The organism is Stenotrophomonas sp. YJH_SMC_4, from assembly GCF_059371575.1.
Genome location: NZ_JCAFUR010000001.1, coordinates 229,605 through 251,000 on the forward strand (window position 1 = coordinate 229,605; position 21,396 = coordinate 251,000).

Annotated in this window: 18 protein-coding genes; 10 read left to right on the forward strand and 8 right to left on the reverse strand. The window is 66.8% G+C overall.

Going from position 1 to position 21,396, the window contains the following annotated elements; genetic code table 11:
* Positions 1 to 155 precede the first annotated feature (155 nt).
* The 3 genes from dnaE to AC5P9F_RS01200 all read left to right on the forward strand — a co-directional run bounded on the left by dnaE (position 156) and on the right by AC5P9F_RS01200 (position 5,751).
* Positions 156 to 3,746 carry a DNA polymerase III subunit alpha gene (gene dnaE / locus AC5P9F_RS01190; RefSeq protein ID WP_308680299.1) on the forward strand — a complete coding sequence of 1,197 codons (3,591 nt, stop codon included), beginning with the start codon at positions 156 to 158 and terminating at the stop codon, positions 3,744 to 3,746.
* 62 nt (positions 3,747 to 3,808) lie between these two features.
* On the forward strand, positions 3,809 to 4,678 hold the full coding sequence (locus AC5P9F_RS01195; RefSeq protein ID WP_099523457.1) for a hypothetical protein: 870 nt from the start codon (positions 3,809 to 3,811) through the stop codon (positions 4,676 to 4,678).
* A gap of 113 nt (positions 4,679 to 4,791) precedes the next feature.
* On the forward strand, positions 4,792 to 5,751 hold the full coding sequence (locus AC5P9F_RS01200) for an acetyl-CoA carboxylase carboxyltransferase subunit alpha (protein WP_032128332.1): 960 nt from the start codon (positions 4,792 to 4,794) through the stop codon (positions 5,749 to 5,751).
* Positions 5,752 to 5,924: 173 nt separating this feature from the next.
* On the opposite strand, the gene AC5P9F_RS01205 is transcribed toward AC5P9F_RS01200, so the two are convergent.
* Positions 5,925 to 6,380, reverse strand: a complete 456-nt coding sequence (locus tag AC5P9F_RS01205) for a CopD family protein (RefSeq protein ID WP_099523458.1) — start codon at positions 6,378 to 6,380, stop codon at positions 5,925 to 5,927.
* Between the two features lie 193 nt (positions 6,381 to 6,573).
* Here AC5P9F_RS01205 and AC5P9F_RS01210 point away from each other — a divergent pair, with 193 nt between their 5' ends.
* The gene (locus AC5P9F_RS01210; protein ID WP_005408729.1) at positions 6,574 to 7,164 is read left to right on the forward strand and encodes a class I SAM-dependent DNA methyltransferase; all 591 of its coding nucleotides are present in this window, start codon (positions 6,574 to 6,576) and stop codon (positions 7,162 to 7,164) included.
* A 93-nt stretch (positions 7,165 to 7,257) separates the two neighbouring features.
* The gene (locus tag AC5P9F_RS01215) at positions 7,258 to 8,565 is read left to right on the forward strand and encodes a polyhydroxyalkanoate depolymerase (protein ID WP_005408728.1); all 1,308 of its coding nucleotides are present in this window, start codon (positions 7,258 to 7,260) and stop codon (positions 8,563 to 8,565) included.
* Positions 8,566 to 8,674: 109 nt separating this feature from the next.
* On the opposite strand, the gene AC5P9F_RS01220 is transcribed toward AC5P9F_RS01215, so the two are convergent.
* Positions 8,675 to 9,664 (reverse strand): sensor domain-containing protein, encoded by a 990-nt coding sequence (locus AC5P9F_RS01220; RefSeq protein ID WP_049395934.1) that lies wholly within the window; start codon positions 9,662 to 9,664, stop codon positions 8,675 to 8,677.
* Complete coding sequence (locus tag AC5P9F_RS01225) at positions 9,661 to 10,026, reverse strand: PadR family transcriptional regulator (protein ID WP_049395935.1); 366 nt, start codon at positions 10,024 to 10,026, stop codon at positions 9,661 to 9,663. Before AC5P9F_RS01225 ends, AC5P9F_RS01220 begins: the two co-directional genes overlap by 4 nt.
* 136 nt (positions 10,027 to 10,162) lie before the next feature.
* Between AC5P9F_RS01225 and AC5P9F_RS01230 the strand changes: the two genes are divergently transcribed.
* Positions 10,163 to 11,065 carry a peptidylprolyl isomerase gene (locus tag AC5P9F_RS01230; protein WP_111117848.1) on the forward strand — a complete coding sequence of 301 codons (903 nt, stop codon included), beginning with the start codon at positions 10,163 to 10,165 and terminating at the stop codon, positions 11,063 to 11,065.
* Between the two features lie 576 nt (positions 11,066 to 11,641).
* Here the strand turns inward: AC5P9F_RS01230 and AC5P9F_RS01235 are convergent.
* On the reverse strand, positions 11,642 to 12,514 hold the full coding sequence (locus tag AC5P9F_RS01235) for a DMT family transporter (protein WP_099490393.1): 873 nt from the start codon (positions 12,512 to 12,514) through the stop codon (positions 11,642 to 11,644).
* A 115-nt stretch (positions 12,515 to 12,629) separates the two neighbouring features.
* On the opposite strand from AC5P9F_RS01235, the gene AC5P9F_RS01240 reads away from it, so the two are divergent.
* A complete protein-coding gene (locus tag AC5P9F_RS01240; protein WP_005408722.1) occupies positions 12,630 to 13,574 on the forward strand; it encodes a LysR substrate-binding domain-containing protein in 945 nt (314 codons plus the stop codon).
* Between the two features lie 68 nt (positions 13,575 to 13,642).
* The gene (locus AC5P9F_RS01245; RefSeq protein WP_005408721.1) at positions 13,643 to 13,936 is read left to right on the forward strand and encodes a hypothetical protein; all 294 of its coding nucleotides are present in this window, start codon (positions 13,643 to 13,645) and stop codon (positions 13,934 to 13,936) included.
* 31 nt (positions 13,937 to 13,967) lie between these two features.
* Here AC5P9F_RS01245 and AC5P9F_RS01250 read toward each other — a convergent pair whose 3' ends face one another.
* Both AC5P9F_RS01250 and AC5P9F_RS01255 read right to left on the reverse strand, forming a co-directional pair.
* Positions 13,968 to 14,756, reverse strand: coding sequence for a DUF4349 domain-containing protein (locus tag AC5P9F_RS01250; RefSeq protein ID WP_005412726.1), 789 nt, complete (start codon positions 14,754 to 14,756; stop codon positions 13,968 to 13,970).
* 23 nt (positions 14,757 to 14,779) lie between these two features.
* Entirely contained in the window at positions 14,780 to 15,136 is a 357-nt protein-coding gene (locus AC5P9F_RS01255) for a GFA family protein (protein ID WP_012479600.1), read from the reverse strand.
* Between the two features lie 112 nt (positions 15,137 to 15,248).
* Here AC5P9F_RS01255 and AC5P9F_RS01260 point away from each other — a divergent pair, with 112 nt between their 5' ends.
* Together AC5P9F_RS01260 and AC5P9F_RS01265 are read left to right on the forward strand one after the other, a co-directional pair.
* Positions 15,249 to 17,057, forward strand: coding sequence for a DUF885 domain-containing protein (locus AC5P9F_RS01260; RefSeq protein ID WP_308680294.1), 1,809 nt, complete (start codon positions 15,249 to 15,251; stop codon positions 17,055 to 17,057).
* 145 nt (positions 17,058 to 17,202) lie between these two features.
* Complete coding sequence (locus AC5P9F_RS01265) at positions 17,203 to 18,198, forward strand: polysaccharide lyase (RefSeq protein WP_308680292.1); 996 nt, start codon at positions 17,203 to 17,205, stop codon at positions 18,196 to 18,198.
* A 9-nt stretch (positions 18,199 to 18,207) separates the two neighbouring features.
* On the opposite strand, the gene agp is transcribed toward AC5P9F_RS01265, so the two are convergent.
* Both agp and smrA read right to left on the reverse strand, forming a co-directional pair.
* Positions 18,208 to 19,440: a bifunctional glucose-1-phosphatase/inositol phosphatase gene (gene agp, locus AC5P9F_RS01270; RefSeq protein ID WP_308680290.1), complete on the reverse strand. Its 1,233-nt coding sequence runs from the start codon at positions 19,438 to 19,440 to the stop codon at positions 18,208 to 18,210.
* Between the two features lie 67 nt (positions 19,441 to 19,507).
* On the reverse strand, positions 19,508 to 21,340 hold the full coding sequence (gene smrA / locus AC5P9F_RS01275; RefSeq protein WP_012479597.1) for a multidrug efflux ABC transporter SmrA: 1,833 nt from the start codon (positions 21,338 to 21,340) through the stop codon (positions 19,508 to 19,510).
* Positions 21,341 to 21,396: the final 56 nt, after the last annotated feature.

A 21,396-nucleotide genomic window follows, 5' to 3' on the forward strand; every position in this document is an offset into this window, starting at 1 on the left:
GGGGAGCGATAGCGCGGATGCGATATCGCATGCCGTCAAGAGCTTGTCGCGCCCTCCAGCCCTCGCTACCCTGACCGGGCACTCCAGCGCTTCCCGACCCCGGCGACGATTCCCCCGTCAGCACCCGGGGCCCGCGCGCTCCAACCTGGTCCGGCATGTCCAACTCCCGCTTCGTACATCTCCACGTCCACACCGAGTTCTCGCTGGCGGACTCCACCATCCGTGTGCCGGCCAAGCCGGACCAGGCGGACCCGAAGAAGGCCAAGCAGGCCAACCTGCTGTCACGCTCGGTCGAACTCGGCCTGCCCGCGCTGGCGGTGACCGACCTCAACAACCTGTTCGCCCTGGTCAAGTTCTACAAGGCGGCCGAAGGCGTGGGCATCAAGCCTATCGCCGGCGCCGACGTGCTGATCGCCGAGGAAGGGCAGGATCCGTGGCGGATGACCCTGCTGTGCCGCGACCGCGAGGGCTACCTGAGCCTGTCGCGGCTGCTGACCCGCGCGTGGATGGAAGGCCATCGCCCCGAAGGCGGCGTGGCCATCCATCCGGACTGGCTGAAGGCCGGCAACGCCAACCTGTTCGCGCTGGCCGGCCGGCAGAGCCTGGCCGGGCGCCTGGCGCTGGACGGCAAGCATGAACTGGCCGAGCAGCAGCTGGCCGATTGGCAGCGCGTGTTCGGCGATGGCCTGCACCTGGAGCTGACCCGCACCGGCCGCGAGGGCGAGGAAACCTTCAACCAGTTCGCGCTGATGGCCGCCGGCCAGCGTGGCCTGCCGGTGGTGGCCAGCAATGATGTGCGCTTCCTGGCGCCTACCGATTTCAGCGCGCACGAAGCGCGCGTGTGCATTTCCACCGGCCGCGTACTGGACGACCCCAAGCGCCCGCGCGAGTACAGCGACCAGCAGTACCTGAAATCGGCCGAAGAGATGTGTGCGCTGTTCGCCGACATTCCCGATGCCATCGACAACACGCTGGCGTTGGCCGAGCGCTGCAACATCGAGATGCGGCTGGGCACCTACTTCCTGCCCAATTACCCGGTGCCCGACGACGAGACCCTGGACACCTGGATCCAGAAGATGTCGCGCGACGGCCTGGAAGAGCGCCTGGAGAAGAATCCGCTGGCGCCGGGCAAGACCCGCGAAGATTATTTCGAGCGCCTGGAGTTCGAGCTCAACACCATCATCAAGATGGGTTTCCCCGGCTACTTCCTGATCGTGGCCGACTTCATCCAGTGGGGCAAGAACCAGGGCATCCCGATCGGCCCGGGCCGTGGTTCGGGTGCCGGTTCGCTGGTGGCGTGGGCGCTGAAGATCACCGATCTGGACCCACTGCCGTACAACCTGCTGTTCGAGCGCTTCCTGAACCCGGAACGCGTGTCGATGCCCGACTTCGACATCGACTTCTGCATGGACCGCCGCGACGAGGTGATCGACTACGTCGCGCGCAAGTACGGGCGCGAGCGCGTCAGCCAGATCATCACCTACGGCACCATGGCCGCCAAGGCGGTGGTGCGCGACTCCGGGCGCGTGCTCGGCTTCCCGTACGGCCTGGTCGACGGTGTTTCCAAGCTGATCCCGAACATCCTCGGCATCCACCTGAAGGATGCACTGGGCAAGGGCAAGGAAGGCCCCAGCTCGGAAATGGCGTCGCCGGAACTGATCCAGCGCTACGAGACCGAGGACGATGTCCGCGACCTGATCGACCTGGCGCTGCAGCTGGAAGACCTGACCCGCAACGCCGGCAAGCACGCTGGTGGCGTGGTGATCGGGCCCGAACCGCTGAGCGAGTTCTGCCCGCTGTACGCCGAACACGACGAGAACGGTCTCGGCAAGAACCCCGTCACCCAGTTCGACAAGAACGACGTGGAAGAAGTGGGCCTGGTGAAGTTCGACTTCCTCGGCCTGCGCACGCTGACCATCATCGACTGGGCGGTGAAGGCGATCAACAAGCGCCATGAGCGCGCCGGCATCCCGCCGGTGGACATCGCCGCGATTCCGCTGGACGACACGCCCACCTACCAGGACATCTTCGCCAACGGCAATACGGGCGCAGTGTTCCAGTTCGAATCCTCGGGCATGCGCCGCCTGCTGAAGGACGCGCGCCCCGATCGTTTCGAAGACCTGATCGCGCTGGTGTCGTTGTACCGCCCCGGCCCGATGGACCTGATTCCCTCCTTCAATGCGCGTAAGCACGGCCAGGAAGAAATCATCTATCCCGATCCGCGCACCGAAGCGATCCTGAAGGACACCTACGGCATCATGGTGTACCAGGAGCAGGTGATGCAGATGGCGCAGATCGTCGGCGGCTACTCGCTGGGCGGCGCCGACCTGCTGCGCCGTGCGATGGGCAAGAAGGTGCCGGCCGAAATGGCCAAGCACCGCGAGATCTTCCGCGAAGGCGCGGCCAAGGACGGCGTGGACGAAGCCAAGGCCGACGCGATCTTCGACCTGATGGAGAAGTTCGCCGGCTACGGCTTCAACAAGTCGCACGCCGCCGCCTACGCACTGGTCAGTTACCAGACCGCATGGCTGAAACGCCATTACCCGGCCGAGTTCATGGCGGCCACGCTGTCGTCCGATCTGGACAACACCGACAAGGTGGTCGGCTTCCTCGACGAGGTGCGCAACCTCGGCCTGACCGTGCTGCCGCCCAAGGTGAACCAGTCGGCCTTCATGTTCGAAGCGGTGACCCCGGACACCATCCAGTACGGCCTCGGTGCGATCAAGGGCGTCGGCCAGGGTGCCTGCGAGGCGGTGGTCGAGGAGCGACTGAAGGGCGGCCCATTCAAGGACCTGCTCGACTTCTGCACCCGCGTCGGCTCGGCCAAGCTCAACCGGCGCACGCTGGAAGCGATGATCAACTGTGGTGCGTTGGACGAGCTTGGCCGCAACCGTGCCTCGCTGATGCTGCAGCTGCCGGAGGTGATCAAGGCTACCGACCAGATGGCCCGCGAGCGCGCTTCGGGACAGAACTCGCTGTTCGGTGGCCCGGACCCGAGCGCGACCACGATCCAGCTGGACCTGCCCGAAGCCGAAGAATGGCCGCTGCTGCAGCGCCTCAACGGCGAGCGCGACACGCTGGGCTTCTATCTCAGTGGCCACCCGTTCGATCCATGGCGCGACGATGTACGCGATCTGGTCGGCAACGACCTGGGTTCGGTGGAGAAGATCTGGAGCGCCAACAGCGGTGGTGGCGGCGGTGGCGAAAAGCGCTGGCGCCCGGAAGTACAGACCGTGCTGGCCGGCCAGGTGGTCGGTGTGCGTCGCAAGGGCGAGAGCCAGATCTTCATCCAGCTGGAAGATGGCCGCGGCCGCGTCGAGTGCAGCGCGTTCTCCGACGCGATGGCCGAGTTCGGGCACCTGATGACCAAGGACCGCATCCTGGTGGTCAAGGGCGGCTTGCGCGAGGACGAGTTCAACGGCGGCTACGCACTGCGCATCCGCCAGTGCTGGGACTTCGACGAAGTCTGCGCCAACTACGCCACGCGGCTGTCGCTGCGCCTGGACCTGCGCCAGCAGCGCCCGGTCTGGGAGCGCGTCAATGCGCTGCTGGACCGCCATCGCCCGGGGCGCACGCCGCTGCGCCTGGACCTGCTGCTGAAGGGCCCGCACGGCGGCGTCGCCGGCATGCTCGATGTGTCCGGGCAGAGCGCGGTGCGCATCGATTCCAAGTTGATGGAGGCGCTGCGCGCCGACCCCGCCGTACGCACGCTGAAAGTGCGCTACAGCCCACCGTGGGCCAGCTGAGGCTGGCTCTGGTTTTCCTGACCCTCCTGCTTTCCCGTTCCAAGTATCAAGGACGATTGCCGATGAAGACCCTGCTGTTCCCGCTCGTTGCCGCTCTGGCCCTGGCCGCGTGTTCGCCCTCGAAGGTCGAGTTCCAGATCGACAACCCGACCGACGCGCCGCTGGCACTGAGCATCGATGGCAAGGACCTGCCAGTGGCCGCGCAGGGCTCGCGCCCGATCTCGCTCGCTGTCGGTGAGCACCGCCTGCACACCGACAAGCTCGGCGACGTGCGCTTCATCGTCTACGTCGACGGTCGTGGCGGCCTGATCAACCCGACCCTGAGCGAGTACGTGATCGCCCGCGAGGTCTATGTCACCGACGAGAGCAAGCTGAAGAACTTCGGCGTCGGCAACAAGGGCATCGAACTTGGCGGGGTCGACTTCGAAGGCCCGTTCGAAAAGAGCCACGACCTGTTCATCGACAAAACCTGGACCTACGGCGTGCGCGAGCCCTTCCCGAAGGAAAAGGTGGTGGCCCACGTCGACGCCAGCGGCGGCCAGATCGTGGCCAAGGTGTTCACCGCCACGGACTTCATCGCTTACGTGGAAGAAGGCATGGGCGAGCCCGGCGCGTTCAAGCGCGAGCAGCCGGCTGGCTACGTGGCCCCGGCGTTCAGCCTGGAACCGGCCCCGGCCAGCCTGCCGGCGCTGGTGCCGGCCTTCGAGGCCCACGCCGCGCCGCTGCGCGAGGTCTATGCGCGCTGGCTGAAGGCTACCACCGCCGATGAACAGAAGGCGCTGCGCAAGCAGGACTTCGCCGCGCAGATGGCCTTCACCTCGGCCACCGCCACGCTGGGCAGCGGGCTGGGCCGTGATGCCAACGAGGCCTACAACGACTTCGTTTCCCAGCGCAGCCAGCTGATGGGCCGCAGCGCCCTGGTGGTGCCCTGAGCTGACTGGCGCGCCCCGCCCGGCTGCGCTACCGTCGCCTTCCAGACGAAGGCGTACGGGTGGTTTGCGCGCATTCGGCTAGAATTCCCCTCTTCTTTACACGACGGCTTCCGATGAATCCGAACTACCTCGACTTCGAGCAACCCATCGCCGACCTGGAAGCCAAGATCCAGGAACTGCGCAACGCCAGTGCCGGGCCGGCGGTCAATGTCGAGGCGGAAGTGCACGCGCTGCAGGACAAGCTGCGCATGCGCACCGCGCAGATCTTCCGCAACCTGACCTCGTGGCAGGTGCTGCAGCTGGCCCGTCATCCGTCGCGCCCGTACACCGCCGACTACCTCCGCGTCATGTTCGATGAGTTCCAGGAGCTGGCCGGCGACCGTGCCTTCGCCGACGACAAGGCGATCATGGGTGGCCTGGCCCGCATCAACGGCCGTGCAGTGATGGTGATCGGCCACCAGAAGGGCCGTGACACCAAGGAAAAGATCAAGCGCAACTTCGGCATGCCCAAGCCGGAGGGCTACCGCAAGGCCCTGCGCCTGATGAAGATGGCCGAGCGCTTCGGCCTGCCGGTGCTGACCCTGATCGACACCGCCGGCGCCTGGCCGGGCATCGACGCCGAATCGCGCGGCCAGTCCGAAGCGATCGCGCGCAACCTGATCGAGATGGCCGAACTGAAGGTGCCGATCATCTGCACCGTGATCGGTGAAGGCGGCTCCGGCGGCGCGCTGGCGCTGGGCGTGGGCGACCGCACCGTGATGCTGGAGTACTCGGTGTACTCGACCATCACCCCGGAAGGCTGCGCCTCGATCCTGTGGAAGGACGCCGGCAAGGCCAAGGACGCGGCCGAACAGCTGGGCCTGACCGCCCCGCGCCTGAAGAGCCTGGGCCTGGTGGACAAGGTCGTGCGCGAGCCCACCGGTGGCGCCCACCGCAACCCGACGCAGATGGCCAAGCGCCTGAAGGCGGTGCTGCTGAACGAGCTGGATGCGCTGGACAAGCTGTCCACCGAACAGCTGCTGGAACAGCGCTACGCGCGCCTGCGCAGCTACGGCACGTACGAAGCAGCCTGACGTAGTGCCGGCCGCTGGCCGGCATGCAGGTAGGCCTGGTAGTGCCGGCCGCTGGCCGGCAACACGCAGGTGATTGCAGAAACGAAAGCGCCGGGCATTTGCCCGGCGCTTTCGTTTGCGCCCTGACGGCATCCACGCATGGCGTGGATCTACCGGGTGCAGATGACCCCGCCTCAGAACGGCTTGGCCAGCACCAGCCATACGATCAGAATGAAGGCCAGCAGCGGGATCTCGTTGATCCAGCGCAGCGCGCGCGACGACGGCAGCGCCCTGCCCTTGGCCACGCCCTTGAGCAGGCGGCCGATCCAGCCGAAGTACACCAGCAGCAGCACCACCAGCCCCAGCTTGGCATGCAGCCAGCCGGCGCCGCCAGGCGCGACCATGGTCGGGAAATCAGGGATGACCTTGTAGCCCAGCCACAGCACCAGGCCCAGCAGGAATGCCAGGCCGAACATTGAGTGGCCGAAGCGGTACAGGCGCAGGCCCATCAGCTGCAGGCGCTCGGTCACCGCCGGCTGGCCCGCAGTCTCGGCCAGGTTCACCAGGATGCGCGGCAGGTAGAACACCGTGGCCATCCACGCCACCACGAACACGATGTGGAAGGTCTTGACCCAGTAGTAGCTCTGCATGCGCTCGCTCCGGCGGCTGGCGTAGATGGGTACCCATTGTCGCAGTAGAGCCACCCCATGGGTGGCTGCCGCGTCCAATCGCCGCAGCATGGCAGCCACCCATGGCGTGGCTCTACTGCAGGTCCGCCCCCCCCCCCCCCGGGGGCGCAACACCGTACGATAGTCGCCGTTTTCCCCGATCGCGCACCGCCCCATGGACAAGACCTACGACGCCGCCTATTTCCAACGCTGGTACCGCCGTGCCGACATCGGCGGCAGCGCCCGCCTGGCGCGAAAGGTCGCCCTGGCCGTGGCCAGTGCCGAGTACTACCTGGAACGACCGATCCGCAGCGTGCTGGACATCGGCTGCGGCGAAGGCGCCTGGCGCGCACCGCTGCTGAAGCTGCGTCCGAAGGTCGAATACCTCGGCTTCGACAGCAGCGAGTACGCTGTGCGCCGCTACGGCAGGACCCGCAACCTGCACATGGCCCGCTTCGGCGATTTCGCCTGGCTGCGGCCCTGTGCCCCGGTCGACCTGCTGGTCTGCTCGGACGTGATGCACTACGTGCCCGACCGCGAGCTGCGCGCCGGACTGGCCGGCGTGGCAGAGCTGACGGGCGGCGTGGCCTTCCTGGAGACCTTCGCCGCCGAGGACGCGTTCGAAGGCGACCACGACGGCTTCCAAGCGCGCCCAGCGCGTTGGTACCGCCGCACGCTGGCCCGGCATGGCCTGCAGCCGGTGGGGTCGCACTGCTGGCTCGGCCCCGCCCTGGCAGGCGATGCGGCCGCGCTGGAACGGATGTGAATCCAGATTCATTATTTTCAGCCGACTTAACCTGCGGGACACCCGGATGGGATATGCTGCGCGGCAACATATGACCATACATATTCGGTCGTCATGCTCTATCAACTGCACGAACTGACCCGCAACTTGCTCGCCCCCTGGGTGCACCAGGCCCAGGCCAACGCCAGGTTCTTCGCCAACCAGGGCCACTGGTGGTCGCAGATGCCCGGCGCTGATCGCCTGGCGGCGGTCAATGAACTCTTCCACCGCATCGGCAAGGATTACGAGAAGCCCGAGTGGGGCATCAACGAAATCGACGTCGATGGCGAACGCGTGCCGATCGTCGTGCACGAGGAAGTAAGCAAGCCGTTCTGCAAGCTGCTGCGCTTCAAGCGCCACAGCAATGAAGCCGACCAGCTGCACACGATGCTCAACCAGCCGTTCGTGCTGGTCGTTGCGCCGCTGTCAGGCCACCATGCCACGCTGCTGCGCGATACCGTGCGCACGCTGCTGCGCGACCACCGCGTGTACGTCACCGACTGGGTGGACGCGCGCATGGTGCCGGCCAGCGAAGGCGAATTCGGCCTGGACGACTACATCGCCTACATCCAGGAATTCATCCGCCACCTCGGCGTGGAGCGCCTGCACGTGGTGAGCGTGTGCCAGCCGACCGTACCGGTGCTGGCCGCGGTTTCGCTGATGGCCAGCCGTGGCGAACCGACGCCGCGCACGCTGGTGATGATGGGTGGCCCGATCGATGCGCGATGCAGCCCGACCGCAGTGAACAACCTGGCCACGCAGAACCCGCTGTCGTGGTTCGAGAACAACGTCATCCACACCGTGCCGGCCAGCTATCCCGGCGCCGGTCGCCGCGTGTACCCGGGCTTCCTGCAGCACGCCGGCTTCCTGTCGATGAACCCGAGCCGCCACTTCAGTTCGCACTGGGATTTCTACACCGACCTGGTCAAGGGCGACCTGGAAGACGCCGACGCGCACCGTCGTTTCTACGACGAGTACAACGCGGTGCTCGACATGCCGGCCAGGTACTACCTGGATACGATCCGCGTGGTGTTCCAGGACTTCCTGCTGCCGCGTGGTGAGTGGGTGGTCAACGGCGAGAAGGTCGATCCGTCGGCGATCCGCGATACCGCGCTGCTGAGCATCGAGGGCGAGCTGGACGATATCGCCGGCCTCGGCCAGACCGAAGCCGCACAGGCGCTGTGCACCGGCATCACTGCGGACCGCCGTGAGCATTTCATCGTCGAAGGTGCCGGCCACTACGGCATCTTCAGCGGCCGTCGCTGGCGCGAAGTGGTGTACCCGAAGGTGCGCGACTTCTTCGCCGCGCATGCCGAAGCACCGGCGGCGAAGGCCACGAAGAAGAAGAGCAACGTCACCCCGTTGCGGCGAAAGGCGGGCTGATTCCCGGCAGGGGTCGGATCCCTTTCCAACGGAAAGGGCTCTGACCCCAGCATGATGGGATCCGGGGTCAGAGCCCTGTTCTGCGAACAGGGATCCGACCCCTGGCCTGTTACAACCGCACCAGCAGGTTCTTGGCGATCAGACCGTGCAGCTTGCCGATGCCGCGTGCCAGATGCATCGTCAGCAGCAGCAGCAGCGCGCCCGCCGCAGCAACCGTGATCGCCACCAGCGGCGATGCAGCCATCGGCAGTACGTTCACGCCATCGACGTACACGCCCGGAATGTCGCCACTGAAGATCGCCGCGACCGGCGCCCAGATCAGGCTCAGCGACAGCGACAGCAGCGTCACCGCGAGGGTGAAGTAGATGACGCCCAGCGGCAGCATCAGCACGAAGTACAGCAGGGTCAGCCAGGTGCGGCCATCGGTGAACATGTCGCCGATGCGCTGCAGCCAGGTGCGGCTGCGATCGGTGTAACGCGGGCGGCGCGGCATGCGTTCTCCCAGCAGCGCTTCCACCAGCCGCCCTTCCAGCAGCGCCAGCCCGCGCACCGAGCCGAAGAACAGCACGGTCAGCGGAATGCCCACGATCAGGATCAGCAGGCCCAGCGACAGCGACAGGCCGGTCACCACCCAGGTGAAGAAGAAGATGCCGGTAGCCAGCGACAGCAGCATGTAGAACAGCGCACCGTAGGTGTGCGGATCGGTCACCACGCCGAAGAAACGCGCCAGCAGCGAGCGCTGCACCGGTGCCGGCGGCGGTGCGGCCGGCTCGACGCCACTGGCTTCCGCCGCCGCGCGCAGCACCGGCGCGGTATCTGCACGTGGCGTACGCAGCGCGCGGTTCACCGTCACTTCGGTCTCGCGATAGATCTCGGCCACTTCGTCCGGGGCGCCATAGCTGCCAGCGACGTCGGCGATCACCTCGGCCTCGCTGCGGCCGGGCTGCGCCGCCAGCTCCGAGCGCAGGTATTCCTCGGCGTCGTACAGCGCGTCCTGCACCATCGCCGGGTCGGCACCTTCCAGCGCCACACGCAGCTGCGCCAGGTACTGCGGGATGGTCGTGGGCAGGGCTCGGCCTGCCAGGCTCGGGTCGTTCATTGCGGTACCCCCTCCAACACGGAATCGACGGAATCGCGGGTGGCCTGCCAGGCCTGGCGCCACTGCGCCAGCACGTCGCGGCCACGTTCGTTGATGCGGTAGTAGCGCCGCGGTGGCCCGCTGCTGGACGGCTCCACGTGGCTTTCCAGCAGACCGGCAGCCTCCAGGTTGCGCAGCACCGGGTACAGCGCGCTCTGCTTGCCGCTCAGCACGCCCTCGCCCACCCGCTCCAGCTCCTTGGCAATGAGGTAGCCGTACAGCGGCTCCCCGGCCCGGGCCAGCACCGCCAGCAGGGCCAGCGACACCGTTCCGGCGCTGAGCTCCTTCTGGAACTTCTTCAGGTGGACATCGTCCTCGGACATGACCGGCCCTCCACTACGTTGAAGTCCACAGTAGTGCGAAGTTCGGTATAGCGAATGTGTCGTTAGTCATCGTGCCGGTTGGCGTGGCCGGGCCGCTCGCGCAGAATCGAGGCCTCGTTCATGTTCCGGGGTTCCCATGCCGCACCGTCGTCGCCTTGCCCTGACCGCCCTCGCCCTGGCCTGCCTGCTGCCCTCGCTGGCCAGCGCGGCAACGCCCTACCGCAGCCCGCAGCAGATCCTTGATGCCTCCGCAGCCAGCGACTGGCGTACCCCGGACCCGGCCAACCTGCTGTACATGGACCTACCGGCTGGACGGGTGATCATCGAGCTGGCGCCGCAGTTCGCCCCGCGCCATGTCGCCAACATCCAGACCTTCGCCCATGAGCACTTCTGGGACGGCACCAGCATCTACCGCTCACAGGACAACTTCGTGGTGCAGTTCGGCGATGCCGACGCCGATGACGCGGCCAAGGCCAGGCCGTTCGGCAGTGCCGCGCGCAAGCTGCCGGCCGAATTCGAACGTGCCAGCGCGGGCCTGAAGGTAAGCGTGCTGCCCGACCGCGATGGCTGGGCCGCGCAGACCGGTTTCGTCGACGGCTTCCCGGTGGGCCAGGACCCGCAGGCCGGCAAGGCCTGGCTGGCGCACTGCTACGGCATGCTCGGCGCCGGCCGCAGCAACGAGGAAGACAGCAGCATCGGTGCCGAACTGTACGTGGTGACCGGCCAGTCGCCGCGCCAGCTGGACCGCAACATCACTGTGGTCGGCCGCGTGCTGAAGGGCATGGAACTGCTCAGCGCAACACCGCGCGGGCCCGCGCCGATGGGCTTCTACCAAGACCCGAAACTGCGCACGCCGATCGTGTCGATCCGCCGCGCCAGCGATGTGCCGGCAGCCGAGCGCACGCCGATCCAGGTACTGCGTACCGACTCGAAGACCTTCGCCGATACAGTGGAGGCGCGGCGCAACCGCGTGGATGATTTCTACAAGCGTCCGGCCGGGCATATCGATCTGTGCAATATTCCGGTGCCGGTGCGCTGATGGTTTCCTGCGCGTGACGCGTGCTGAAGGTGCTTCACTGTTCATGGGCGTCACTTTTCTTTTCGCGCGAAAAGAAAAGTAACCAAAAGAAACGCGCCGCCAGGTCGCGAGCCGCCGTGCTTCGCACGTCGGTCCCCTGCGCTTCTCGGTGAATCAGGGGACGGTGCCGAACTCGCTGCGCTCAGACATCGGCACCTCTTCGCCCCTGATTCCCCTGCGATGCTCGGCTCACTCAAGGCGGACCCAAGGTCAAGAGCCACAGCTGCACGACGATGCATGGTAGTGCCGGGCCGGGCCCGGCGAGCGAAGCGACCGCTTCTGCCTTTGATCTTGGATCCGCCTTGAGCGAGCCGAGCACCGCAGGTCCGGCGAGGGCGAAGAGGCGCGGGTGTCTGAGCGCAGCGAGTTCCCGCGCCGTCCCTCGACGGGCCGAGGAGCGCAGGGCACCGGTGCGCAGCACCGGCTCGCGGCCGGCGGAACGTTTCTTTTGGTTACTTTTCTTTGCGTACAAAGAAAAGTAACGCCCATGAACAGTGAAGCACCTTCAGCACGCGCAACGCGCAAAACGCCAATTCCTCAGCCCTTCTGGCTCACCGCCACGCTACCCAGAATCAACACACCCGCAATCAACATCTGCACCGTCACCGCCTCCCCCAGGAACAACCACGCAAACGCCGCGCCGAACAGCGGAATCAGGTAGGTCACCGTCGACGCCCGTGACGGGCCGATACGGCCGATCAGGCGGTAGAACATCAGGAACGCCAGCCCGGTGCAGGCCACGCCCAGTGCGACGGCCGCGCCCCAGGCCTTCAGCGGAATCGCCGCCTGCGGCCAGTGGCTCACCGCCATCGGCAGCATCCACAGCGAGGCACACGACAGCGTTGCCGCCGCCGCTGCCGCCGACGGCAGGCCGGTCATGTGCCGCTTCACCAGGTTCACGCCCAGGCCGTACAGCAGCGAAGCCGCCGCACCGGCCAGCACCGCGGTGCCGATACTCAGGCCGGAAACCTTGGCGGTGGCCAGCACCACTACGCCAGCGAAGCCAACCAGCAAGGCACCGGCGCGGCGCATGCCGATCTTCTCGCCGAAGAACAGGAAGGCGATCAGCGCGGCGAACAGCACGGTCATCGCATTGCAGATCGCGCCGATCGCCGCCGGCGCCTGTTCCGCTGCATAGGCGAACAACACGAACGGCAACGCCGAGTTGATCAGGCCGATCGGCGCCAGCCACAGCCAGCGCCGCGGCGGGAACTGCGCGCGGGCGCGCCACAGGAACGGCAGCAGCACCAGCGCACCCAGCACCAGCCGCACCTCGACCAGCGCGAACGGGCCGAACGACGGCACCGCCACCCGCATGAACAGGAACGAGCAGCCCCAGATGGCGCCCAACAGGGTCAATTCCAGCGGCGTGCGCCAATCGCGCTCGGCCGCCTGTGGGACCGCATTCATGCCTTGCCTCCGTACATCGTCAATTCCTCGCCAAGGGGAATAGGATCAGGCGCAGACGCCCGCCGCACAAGCGCGTAGTATCGCTGCCAGCCACAAATATGGTTTGAGGCTCGACATGCTGCTACGCCCTTCCCTGCTACCCGCACTGGCCGTGTTCGCGGTCGCCGCGCGCCACCAGAACTTCGCCCAGGCCGCGCAGGAGCTGCACCTGACCGCCAGCGCGGTCAGCCACCACGTGCGCCGCCTGGAAGAGGTGCTCGAGGTGCGCCTGTTCCTGCGCCACGCGCGTGGCGTGCGCCTGACTGCCGAGGGCCGGCAACTGGCCGACGCCGCCAGCGCCGCCTTCACCGATGTCGCGGCCGTCGCCCATCACCTGCAGCCGGATGCCGACAGCGTGCCGCTGCGGATCACCACGCTGCGCTCGCTGTCCTACTGCTGGCTGCTGCCACGGCTGCCGCGCTTCACCCAGGCCTACCCGCACATCCGCATCGAACTGCATACCGGCAGCGGGCTGGATCGCTATGACGACAACGGCCCGGAAGTGGGCATCCGCTACGGCCTGGGCCAATGGCCCGGCCTGCGTGCGCAGCACCTGATGGATGACTACCTGTTCCCGGTCGCCTCACCGGCACTGGCCGGCGTCGAAACGCTGGTCGATCCGGCGCGCATCGCCGACCTGCCGCTGCTCACCGACCTGTCGCCGCAGGGCTGGCGCGACTGGTTCCGCCACGCCGGCGTGCGCACGCCGTCGCCGCTGCCGCCCATGCACACCTTCGCCGACAGCACCGATGCGATGCGTGCAGCGGTGTATGGCATGGGCGCGGTGCTGGCGCGAACCCACATCGCCCAGCCCTATCTGCAGCGCTACGAGGTGGTGCGCCTGCCCGGCCCGGCACTGAAGGCGCGCTATGCGTATCACGTAGTGCATGCCGAAGGACAACCGCCCAGCCCGGCCGCACGCCTGTTCATCGACTGGCTGCTGGAGCAGGCGCAGGACGAACGCACACCGATTCCCGCATTGCCGGACAGCCTGCTCGGACGCCCGGCCACACGCGCCTGACTGCACCCTCACCCGTTCTTTGCCCGGCGCTGGCTAGGCTGCAGGCAACTCCACAACGTACCTACGCCATGGCCATGCTGCGACTGCGCATCACCGGAACTGAAGACGACGCCCGTGCCATCAGCGACCTGCTGCTCGGCCTGGAGGGCATCGAGCATGTCGAGGAAACCGACGATCTGATGCCGCACATGGACGACGACGATTCCAGCTCGGCCGGGCTGTCCGACGACATCGGCCCGGGCATCCATGAGCTGGAAGTGGAAGTCGGCAATGAAAGCACCGCGCAGAAGGTGCGCGACGCAGTGCAGGAACTGGCGCTGGAGCTGGATGTGTTCGTCGAGTACGAGACCGACGAGGGCTGATGCCGGCGGGCTGCCGGCATCAGCCCCCATCTCAGAGGTTGGGCGGCAGCTTGCGACGGCGGCGGCGCCACCATGCCCGCACACCCCAGGCCGCGATCAAGGCCAGCACCGCCACCGGCAGCAGCGCGGCAACGGCTCGGATCAGGAACGCAACGCTGGTGCTGAGGATGCTGCCCGACTCGCTCAGCGCCTCGCCGATCTCGCTGCGGCTGCGCTGGCCGGACGTGGTATCGAAATGGATCGTCACCAGCTGGGTATCGATGCGCCGGCGCTGCTGCGCGGCATCCTTGCTGGCCTGCTCGACACCCGCCTCGATCTCGGACAGCCGCGTGGTGATCGCCATCAGGTCCTCGATCTTCAGGTCCTTGCGGTCTTGGTAGGCCAGCAGCCGCGCGTGTTCCTTCTCCAGCCGCGCCTTGGTCAGCGCGGTGTCGGCCACGGCCTGCGCGAGGTCCTCGGCACGCGTGTTGCGCGACTGCAGCGTGCCGCCCTCACCGGCCAACGCGATCAACGGCTCGGTGCCCTTCGGTGCAATCCGCACCTTGACCTCGCCGCTGGGCTGCTCGCCGCTGCGCTGGTCTACCTGCAGCACCGCGCAGTCACCGAACTTCGCGCTCTGGCAGGCCTGTGCCACCTGCTGGATGCGCGGTGCGATCTGCGCCGCTTCCAGTTGCACCTGCACGTCGTGTTCGTAGGCGAGGAATGCGCCTTCCGGTGAAGCGATGGCAGCCTCGGCCGCCGTGGCGCCCGCATCCGCCGCCATGTCGCCCTGCTTGGCGCAGGCGCCCAGCGCCAGCAGCAGCACCGGCATTGCTGCCATGCACGTCCACGCGCGCACCGGCCTCACAGTGCGGCCCCGTCGTAGGAGGTCACCGCCAGCGTGGCCAGATCCACTGCAGGCACGCAGCGCACGTTCACCGCCACCATCGGCATACCGCTGCGTGGATCCACCGCCTCGCTGTAGGGGGCAATGCCGCATTCGCGGCAATGGTGATGGTCGATGTGGGCCTTGTTGAAGTGGTAGGTGGCCACGTCCGCCGGATCGGTGCTCAGCTGGAACGCTTCGCGCGGGGCGAACCACAGCAGGCTGCCACGGCGGCGGCACATCGAGCAGTTGCAGTCGATGACGTCGCTGATCGGCGCCCCGGCCTGTACGGTGAATGCGATCCTGCCGCAATGGCAGCTTCCCTGGTATTCCATGTTCTGCGCTCCTTTGGAGGGTCCTTGTCTGCGCCCATGGTAATCCTATGGCACGGGGACAAAGCAGCCACGCGGCCCTATGCTCAGGGTTTGACCCTGTACAGGAACGCCGATGCGCCCGCATCTTCTTGCCCTCGCCCTGGTCGCCGCGCTGGCCGGTTGCCAGCCGGCCGACGCCCCGACCAACGCTTCCACCCCGGCCACCAGCCAGCAGGCCGGTGACGCGGCGGTCGATGCCGCCTTCGCCGACCTGTCCAAGCGCGCCCTGGACACCTGGATGCAGCTGTCGCCGGTCAGCGCTACCCAGATCGGTGACCACCGCTACGACAGCGAGCTGGACGACCTCAGTGCCGCCGGCCAGCAGAAGACCCTGGCCGCCTACAAGGCGCTGCTGGGCGAGCTGGACAAGATCGAGGTGGCCAAGCTGGGCCGCGAGAACCAGGTGGACGCAGCGATCCTGCGCAACCAGCTGCAGTCGGAAATATGGAACGCCGAAGTGCTGCAGTCCGGCAAGTGGGACCCGCAGCTGTACAACGGCATCGCCGGCAGCGCGATCTACGGCCTGATGGCGCGCGAGTTCGCGCCGCTCCCGGAGCGCCTGAAGTCGGCCACCGCGCGCATGGAAAAGCTGCCGGCGATCTTCGCCCAGGCCCGCGAGAACCTGGATCCGGCGCGCGTGCCGACGATCCATGCCGAGACGGTGGCCAAGCAGAACAAGGGCATCCTCAGCATCGTCGATACCTTCATCACCCCCCACATCGGTGAACTGCCGCAGGCCGACCAGCAGCGTCTGCAGGCCGCCATCGACGGCCTGAAGAAGGCGGTGGACGAGCAGCAGACCTGGCTGGACAAGACCCTGGTGCCGAATGCCAAGGGCGACTTCCGCATCGGTGCGGAAAAGTACGACCAGAAGCTGAAGTTCGCGCTGAGCTCCTCGCTGTCGCGCCAGGAGATCGGTGAGCGTGCACGCGCCGAACTCAAGCGCGTGCGCGAAGACATGTACGGCATCGCGCAGACCGTGCTGAAGGACAAGCCGGGTGCGCCGGAGATGCCGGCCCAGCCGACCGACGAGCAGCAGCAGAAGGCCATTGAAGCTGCGCTGGAGCTGGCCTACGCCGACAAGCCGGCACGCGACAAGGTCGTCGACGATGCCAAGGCCGCACTGGAGCAGTCCACCGCGTTCGTGCGCGAGCACGATCTGATGACGCTGCCCGACGCGCCGGTGGACATCATCCTGATGCCGGAATTCCAGCGTGGCGTGGCCGTGGCCTACTGTGATTCACCGGGTCCGCTGGACAAGAACCTGAAGACCTTCTACGCCGTGTCGCCGATTCCGGACGACTGGAACGACAAGCAGGTCGACTCGTTCCTGCGTGAGTACAACTCGCGCATGATCCACCTGCTGAGCATCCACGAAGGCACCCCGGGCCACTACCTGGAAGGCTGGCATTCGGCCAAGTTCCCCTCCACCCTGCGTGCGGTGCTGCGTTCAGGCCTGTTCGCCGAAGGCTGGGCGGTCTACACCGAGCGCATGATGCAGGAGCAGGGCTACCTCAACAACGACCCGCTGTTCCACCTGGTGCAGCTGAAGTTCTACCTGCGCACGATCTCCAACGCGATCCTCGACCAGGGCGTGCACGTGGACAACTGGGATCGCGAGAAGGCAATGCACCTGATGACCCACGACGCGTTCCAGCAGGAAAGCGAAGCGGCGGGCAAGTGGGTGCGTGCACAGCTGACCTCGGCACAGCTACCGACCTACTTCGTCGGTGCGCAGGAACACTTCGACACCCGCAAGGCGGTGCAGGAGAAGCTGGGCGACAAGTTCAACCTGAAGGCGTACCACGACCAGGTACTGTCCTACGGCGCACCGCCGGTGCGTTTCGCACGCCAGCTGATGCTGGACCAGCCGATCGAGTGATCGGGGTGGTGTGAGTTGAAGCGGAGCGGCCCGGGGAAACCCGGGCCGATCTGTTTGTGGGGGATCGCCAGACCATCTCCGCATCACATGCCGGCAACATGGCCAGGCGCATCGTTCGCCGGATTCCCCCTTCCGCCGGTTTCCAATGTCTCTCCCCTTGCGCCTCGCCCTGCTGCCCACGCTGCTGGCCAGTGCGGGTGCCTTCGCCGCCTGCCCCGCGCCGCCGCCCGGCCAGCTGGACATCCGCGCGCTTGGCTACTACACCGACAAAGTCGGCTCGATCATCGACCCGGTACTGAACCAGCAGAACAAGGACGCCACTGCACCGCTGGACCGCTATGCCGCCGACGTGGCGCGCATGAGCGATGACTACCTGCGCAACGGTGACCCGGCAGCGGCACAGTGCACGCTGAGCTGGTTGGGTGCGTGGGCCGACGACGGCGCCATGCTCGGGCAGATGATCCGGGTCAATAACGATCAGTCGTTCTACATGCGGCAGTGGATGCTCGATGCGGTAGCCATGGCCTACCTGAAAGTGCATGACCAGGCCAACCCGCAGCAGCGTGCGCGTATCGATCCGTGGCTGCAGAAGCTGGCACGGGCCAATCTGGCGTACTGGGACAATCCGAAACGGCGCCGCAACAACCACTACTACTGGGGCGGGCTGGGCGTGCTGGCCACCGGCCTGACCACCGACGACGATGCCCTGTGGCAGGCCGGCCACGCCGCGTTCCAGAAGGGCATCGATGACATCCAGGACGATGGCAGCCTGCCGCTGGAGATGGCCCGCGGGCAACGGGCCCTGCACTACCACGACTACGCATTGGCGCCACTGGTGATGATGGCCGAGCTGGCGCGTCTGCGCGGCCAGGACTGGTATGCCAGCAGGAACCACGCGATCGACCGCCTGGCGCGGCGGGTCATCGAAGGCAGCAGGGACCCTGCATGGTTCAACCAGCACACCGGCGTTGCACAGCTGCCCCTGCAGGCCAGCGGCTGGGTCGAGTTCTACCGCCTGCGCTCACCTGACGGCGGCGTGTTCGATGCCGCGCATGCACGCGGCCCGTTCCACTCGCAACGGCTGGGCGGCGACCTTACGCTGATGGCCACGCAGGGCATCGTGCGCACGCCGCTGCGTTAGCAGCGCGCCTCAGCGGGCTTTCGGATGCAGCAGGCGCTGGAACTCGGCGACGGTGCACTCCTGAGCCGCGCACCCCGGCACACGCAGCACGACGCGGCCCGGCGGCTGCGCGTTGGCCAGCGGCAGCGCATCGCGCAGCTGCGCGGTGGTCGGGTAGACGTAGGCCAGGCGGATCCGTTCCACCCGGCTGTGGCGATCACGCCAGCGTTCGAACTGCAACAGGCCACCGATCGGTGTCTTCTCGTACTGCCCCGGCAGGCTGTAGTCGCTGATTCCCAACGCCGCCAGCACCGAGCCGATGTTGGAATCGTGACCGACCAGCAGGGTCACCTTCGGCGACGCCGGGTCGTCGAACAACGCATTCACTCTTGTCAGCAGCGGAGCGGCCACATCACGCGCCACCTCGGGCGTTCCGAACAGGATGTCCTGGTAGCGGTTGCGGATCTGCGCCAGCGCCTGCCATTGCGCCTCGGTGGTCAACCGGCCCCAGCCTTCGCGGGGGATGCCACTGCCCTGGTAGTGCTCCATCAACAAGGCATCGACCAGCCCGCTGGCCAGCGCCAGTGATCCGGATGCGCGAGGCTCCTTGCCCGGTTCCGTACTGAAGGTGGTATCGGCCAGCGCCAGATGGCAGTCGCTGTGCCCCTTGCATGCCGCCGACTGCGGATAGCGGGTGATCTCTTCCACCACGGACAGAGCCGGTGCCAGGTCCGCTGCGGCCAGCGCTCGCTGCATTGATTCCAGCGCGCGCGTGCGGAAGGTCGTGTCACCGTTGTGGATCACCGGATCGAACAACGGATCCATCGAGCCCAGCGGCATGCGCTGTTCGACCGCAACATGGCAGCCCGGGAAAGCACCGGCAACGAAGAACTGCGCGGTGGCCTGGGTGCGCTGCAGGCTGTTGGCGTACGCGTGGAAGTCATCCTCCTGCGGGCAACCCGTCACCGGCAACAGCTGCGCCTGGCGCAGCCACTGGGCGATGTAGCGGCCCATGTAGACCTCCAGCACGCCTCCCTTGGTGGTCAGCTCGCCCGGTGCCACCTCCCAGCGCGGCCAGGTCTCGGGCGTCGCATTGGCCAGCGCGCCGGAGGCCACCACCGGCGCGCGCAGGTTGTGACGGCTGAGCAGGACGACCTGCTTGAGCTGGTCGCCGTCCATGGGTGCCGGCGCAGCCGTGGCAACCGTGGCAACCGTGGCAACCAGGCTGAGTGCCAGCAACAGGGAGCGCAGGGGGCGGATCATGCAGGTCTCCGGAAACACGCTGGGGTCAGAGCCCTTTCCTGCAGAAAGGGATCCGACCCCGAAGCGATCATTGATCGGCAGCAACAAATCCACCGGTCTGCCGCGCCCACAACCGTGCGTACAGGCCACCGGCCGCAATCAGCTCGGCATGGGTGCCGGTCTCCACGATGCGTCCCTGGTCCATCACCACCAACCGGTCCATGCGCGCGATGGTCGACAGCCGGTGCGCGATCGCGATCACCGTCTTGCCGCCCATCAGCTCATCCAGGCTGTCCTGGATCGCCGCTTCCACTTCCGAGTCCAGTGCCGAGGTTGCTTCGTCCAGCACCAGGATCGGGGCGTCCTTCAGCAGCACGCGGGCAATGGCGATGCGTTGGCGCTGGCCGCCGGACAGCTTCACGCCGCGCTCGCCGACATGTGCGTCGTAGCCACGACGCCCCTGCCCGTCCACCAGCGTATCGATGAAGGCTTCGGCACGTGCCTTGGCCACCGCAGCGCGCAGCTGCTCATCGGTCGCGTCTGGACGGCCGTACAGCAGGTTGTCGCGGATCGAGCGGTGCAGCAGCGAGGTGTCCTGGGTGACCACACCGATCTGCTGGCGCAGGCTTTCCTGGGTGACGTAGGCAATGTCCTGGCCGTCGATCAGGATGCGGCCGCTTTCCAGGTCGTACAGGCGCAGCAGCACATTGACCAGGGTCGACTTGCCGGCCCCCGAAGGACCGACCAGGCCGATCTTCTCGCCCGGCTTCACCACCAGGTCCAGGCCTGCGATCACGCCACCCTTCTTGCCGTAGTGGAAGTGGATGTCCTGGAAATGCACGCCGCCACGGGTCACCTGCAACGGCACTGCATCCTCGCGGTCCTGCACGGTCAGCGGCTGGGCGATGGTGGTGATGCCATCCTGCACCGTGCCGATGTCCTCGAAGATGCCGTTGATGGTCCACATGATCCAGCCGGACATGTTGTGGATGCGGATCACCAGGCCGGTCGCCAGCGTGATCGCACCGACGGTGATGTGGCCGCCATTCCACAGCCACAGCGCCAGCCCACAGGTACCGGCGATCAGGAAACCGTTGACGATGGCGATGGTCAGGTCCATGCCGGTGGTCACCCGGGTCTGCGCGCGGTGCTTGACCGCCAGCTCCTGGATCGACTCGGCCACGTAGGCCTGCTCGCGCCCGCCATGGGCGAACAGCTTCAGCGTGGGAATGTTGGTGTAGCCATCGACGATGCGGCCCATCGCCTTGGAACGCGCTTCGGACGCAATCCAGGCCCGTTCCTTCGCGCGCGGCACGAAGTAGACCATGATCACCGCATAGGCCAGCAGCCACAGGATCAGCGGCACCATCAGCCGCCAGTCGGCCTGCGCGAACAGGTACAGCGCGGTGCCGGTATAGACCACGATGTACCAGAGCGAATCGACCATCTGCACCGCCGACTCGCGCAGCGAGGTACCGGTCTGCATCACCCGGTTGGCGACGCTGCCGGCGAAGTCGTTCTGGAAGAAGCTCAGGCTCTGCCGCACCACATAGTTGTGCATCAACCAGCGCGAGCGGTTGCTCAGGCCGGGCACGATGGCCTGGTTGACCAGCAGGTTGTGCAGGCCGACCAGGATCGGACGCGCGATGACCGTGATGAACAGCATCCAGCCCAGGTCGTTGGCATGGCGCTTGAAGAAGTCGGCACCGGGCTGCTCGGCGACCATGTCGACGATGCGGCCCAGGTAATCGAACATCGCCACTTCCACCAGCGCCAGCAGCAGGCCGGCGATGAGCGTGGCCAGCAGCACCGGCCACACCGGGCGCAGGTAGTGCAGGTAGAACGGCAGCACCTTGCGCGGAGGCATCCGCCCGTCCACGGGCGGGAACACCGGAATCAGGGATTCAAACCAACGGAACATCGCATTCCCTCGCCATCTTTAGCTGGCGGAGTATCCCATGCCGCATGTGTACGCCG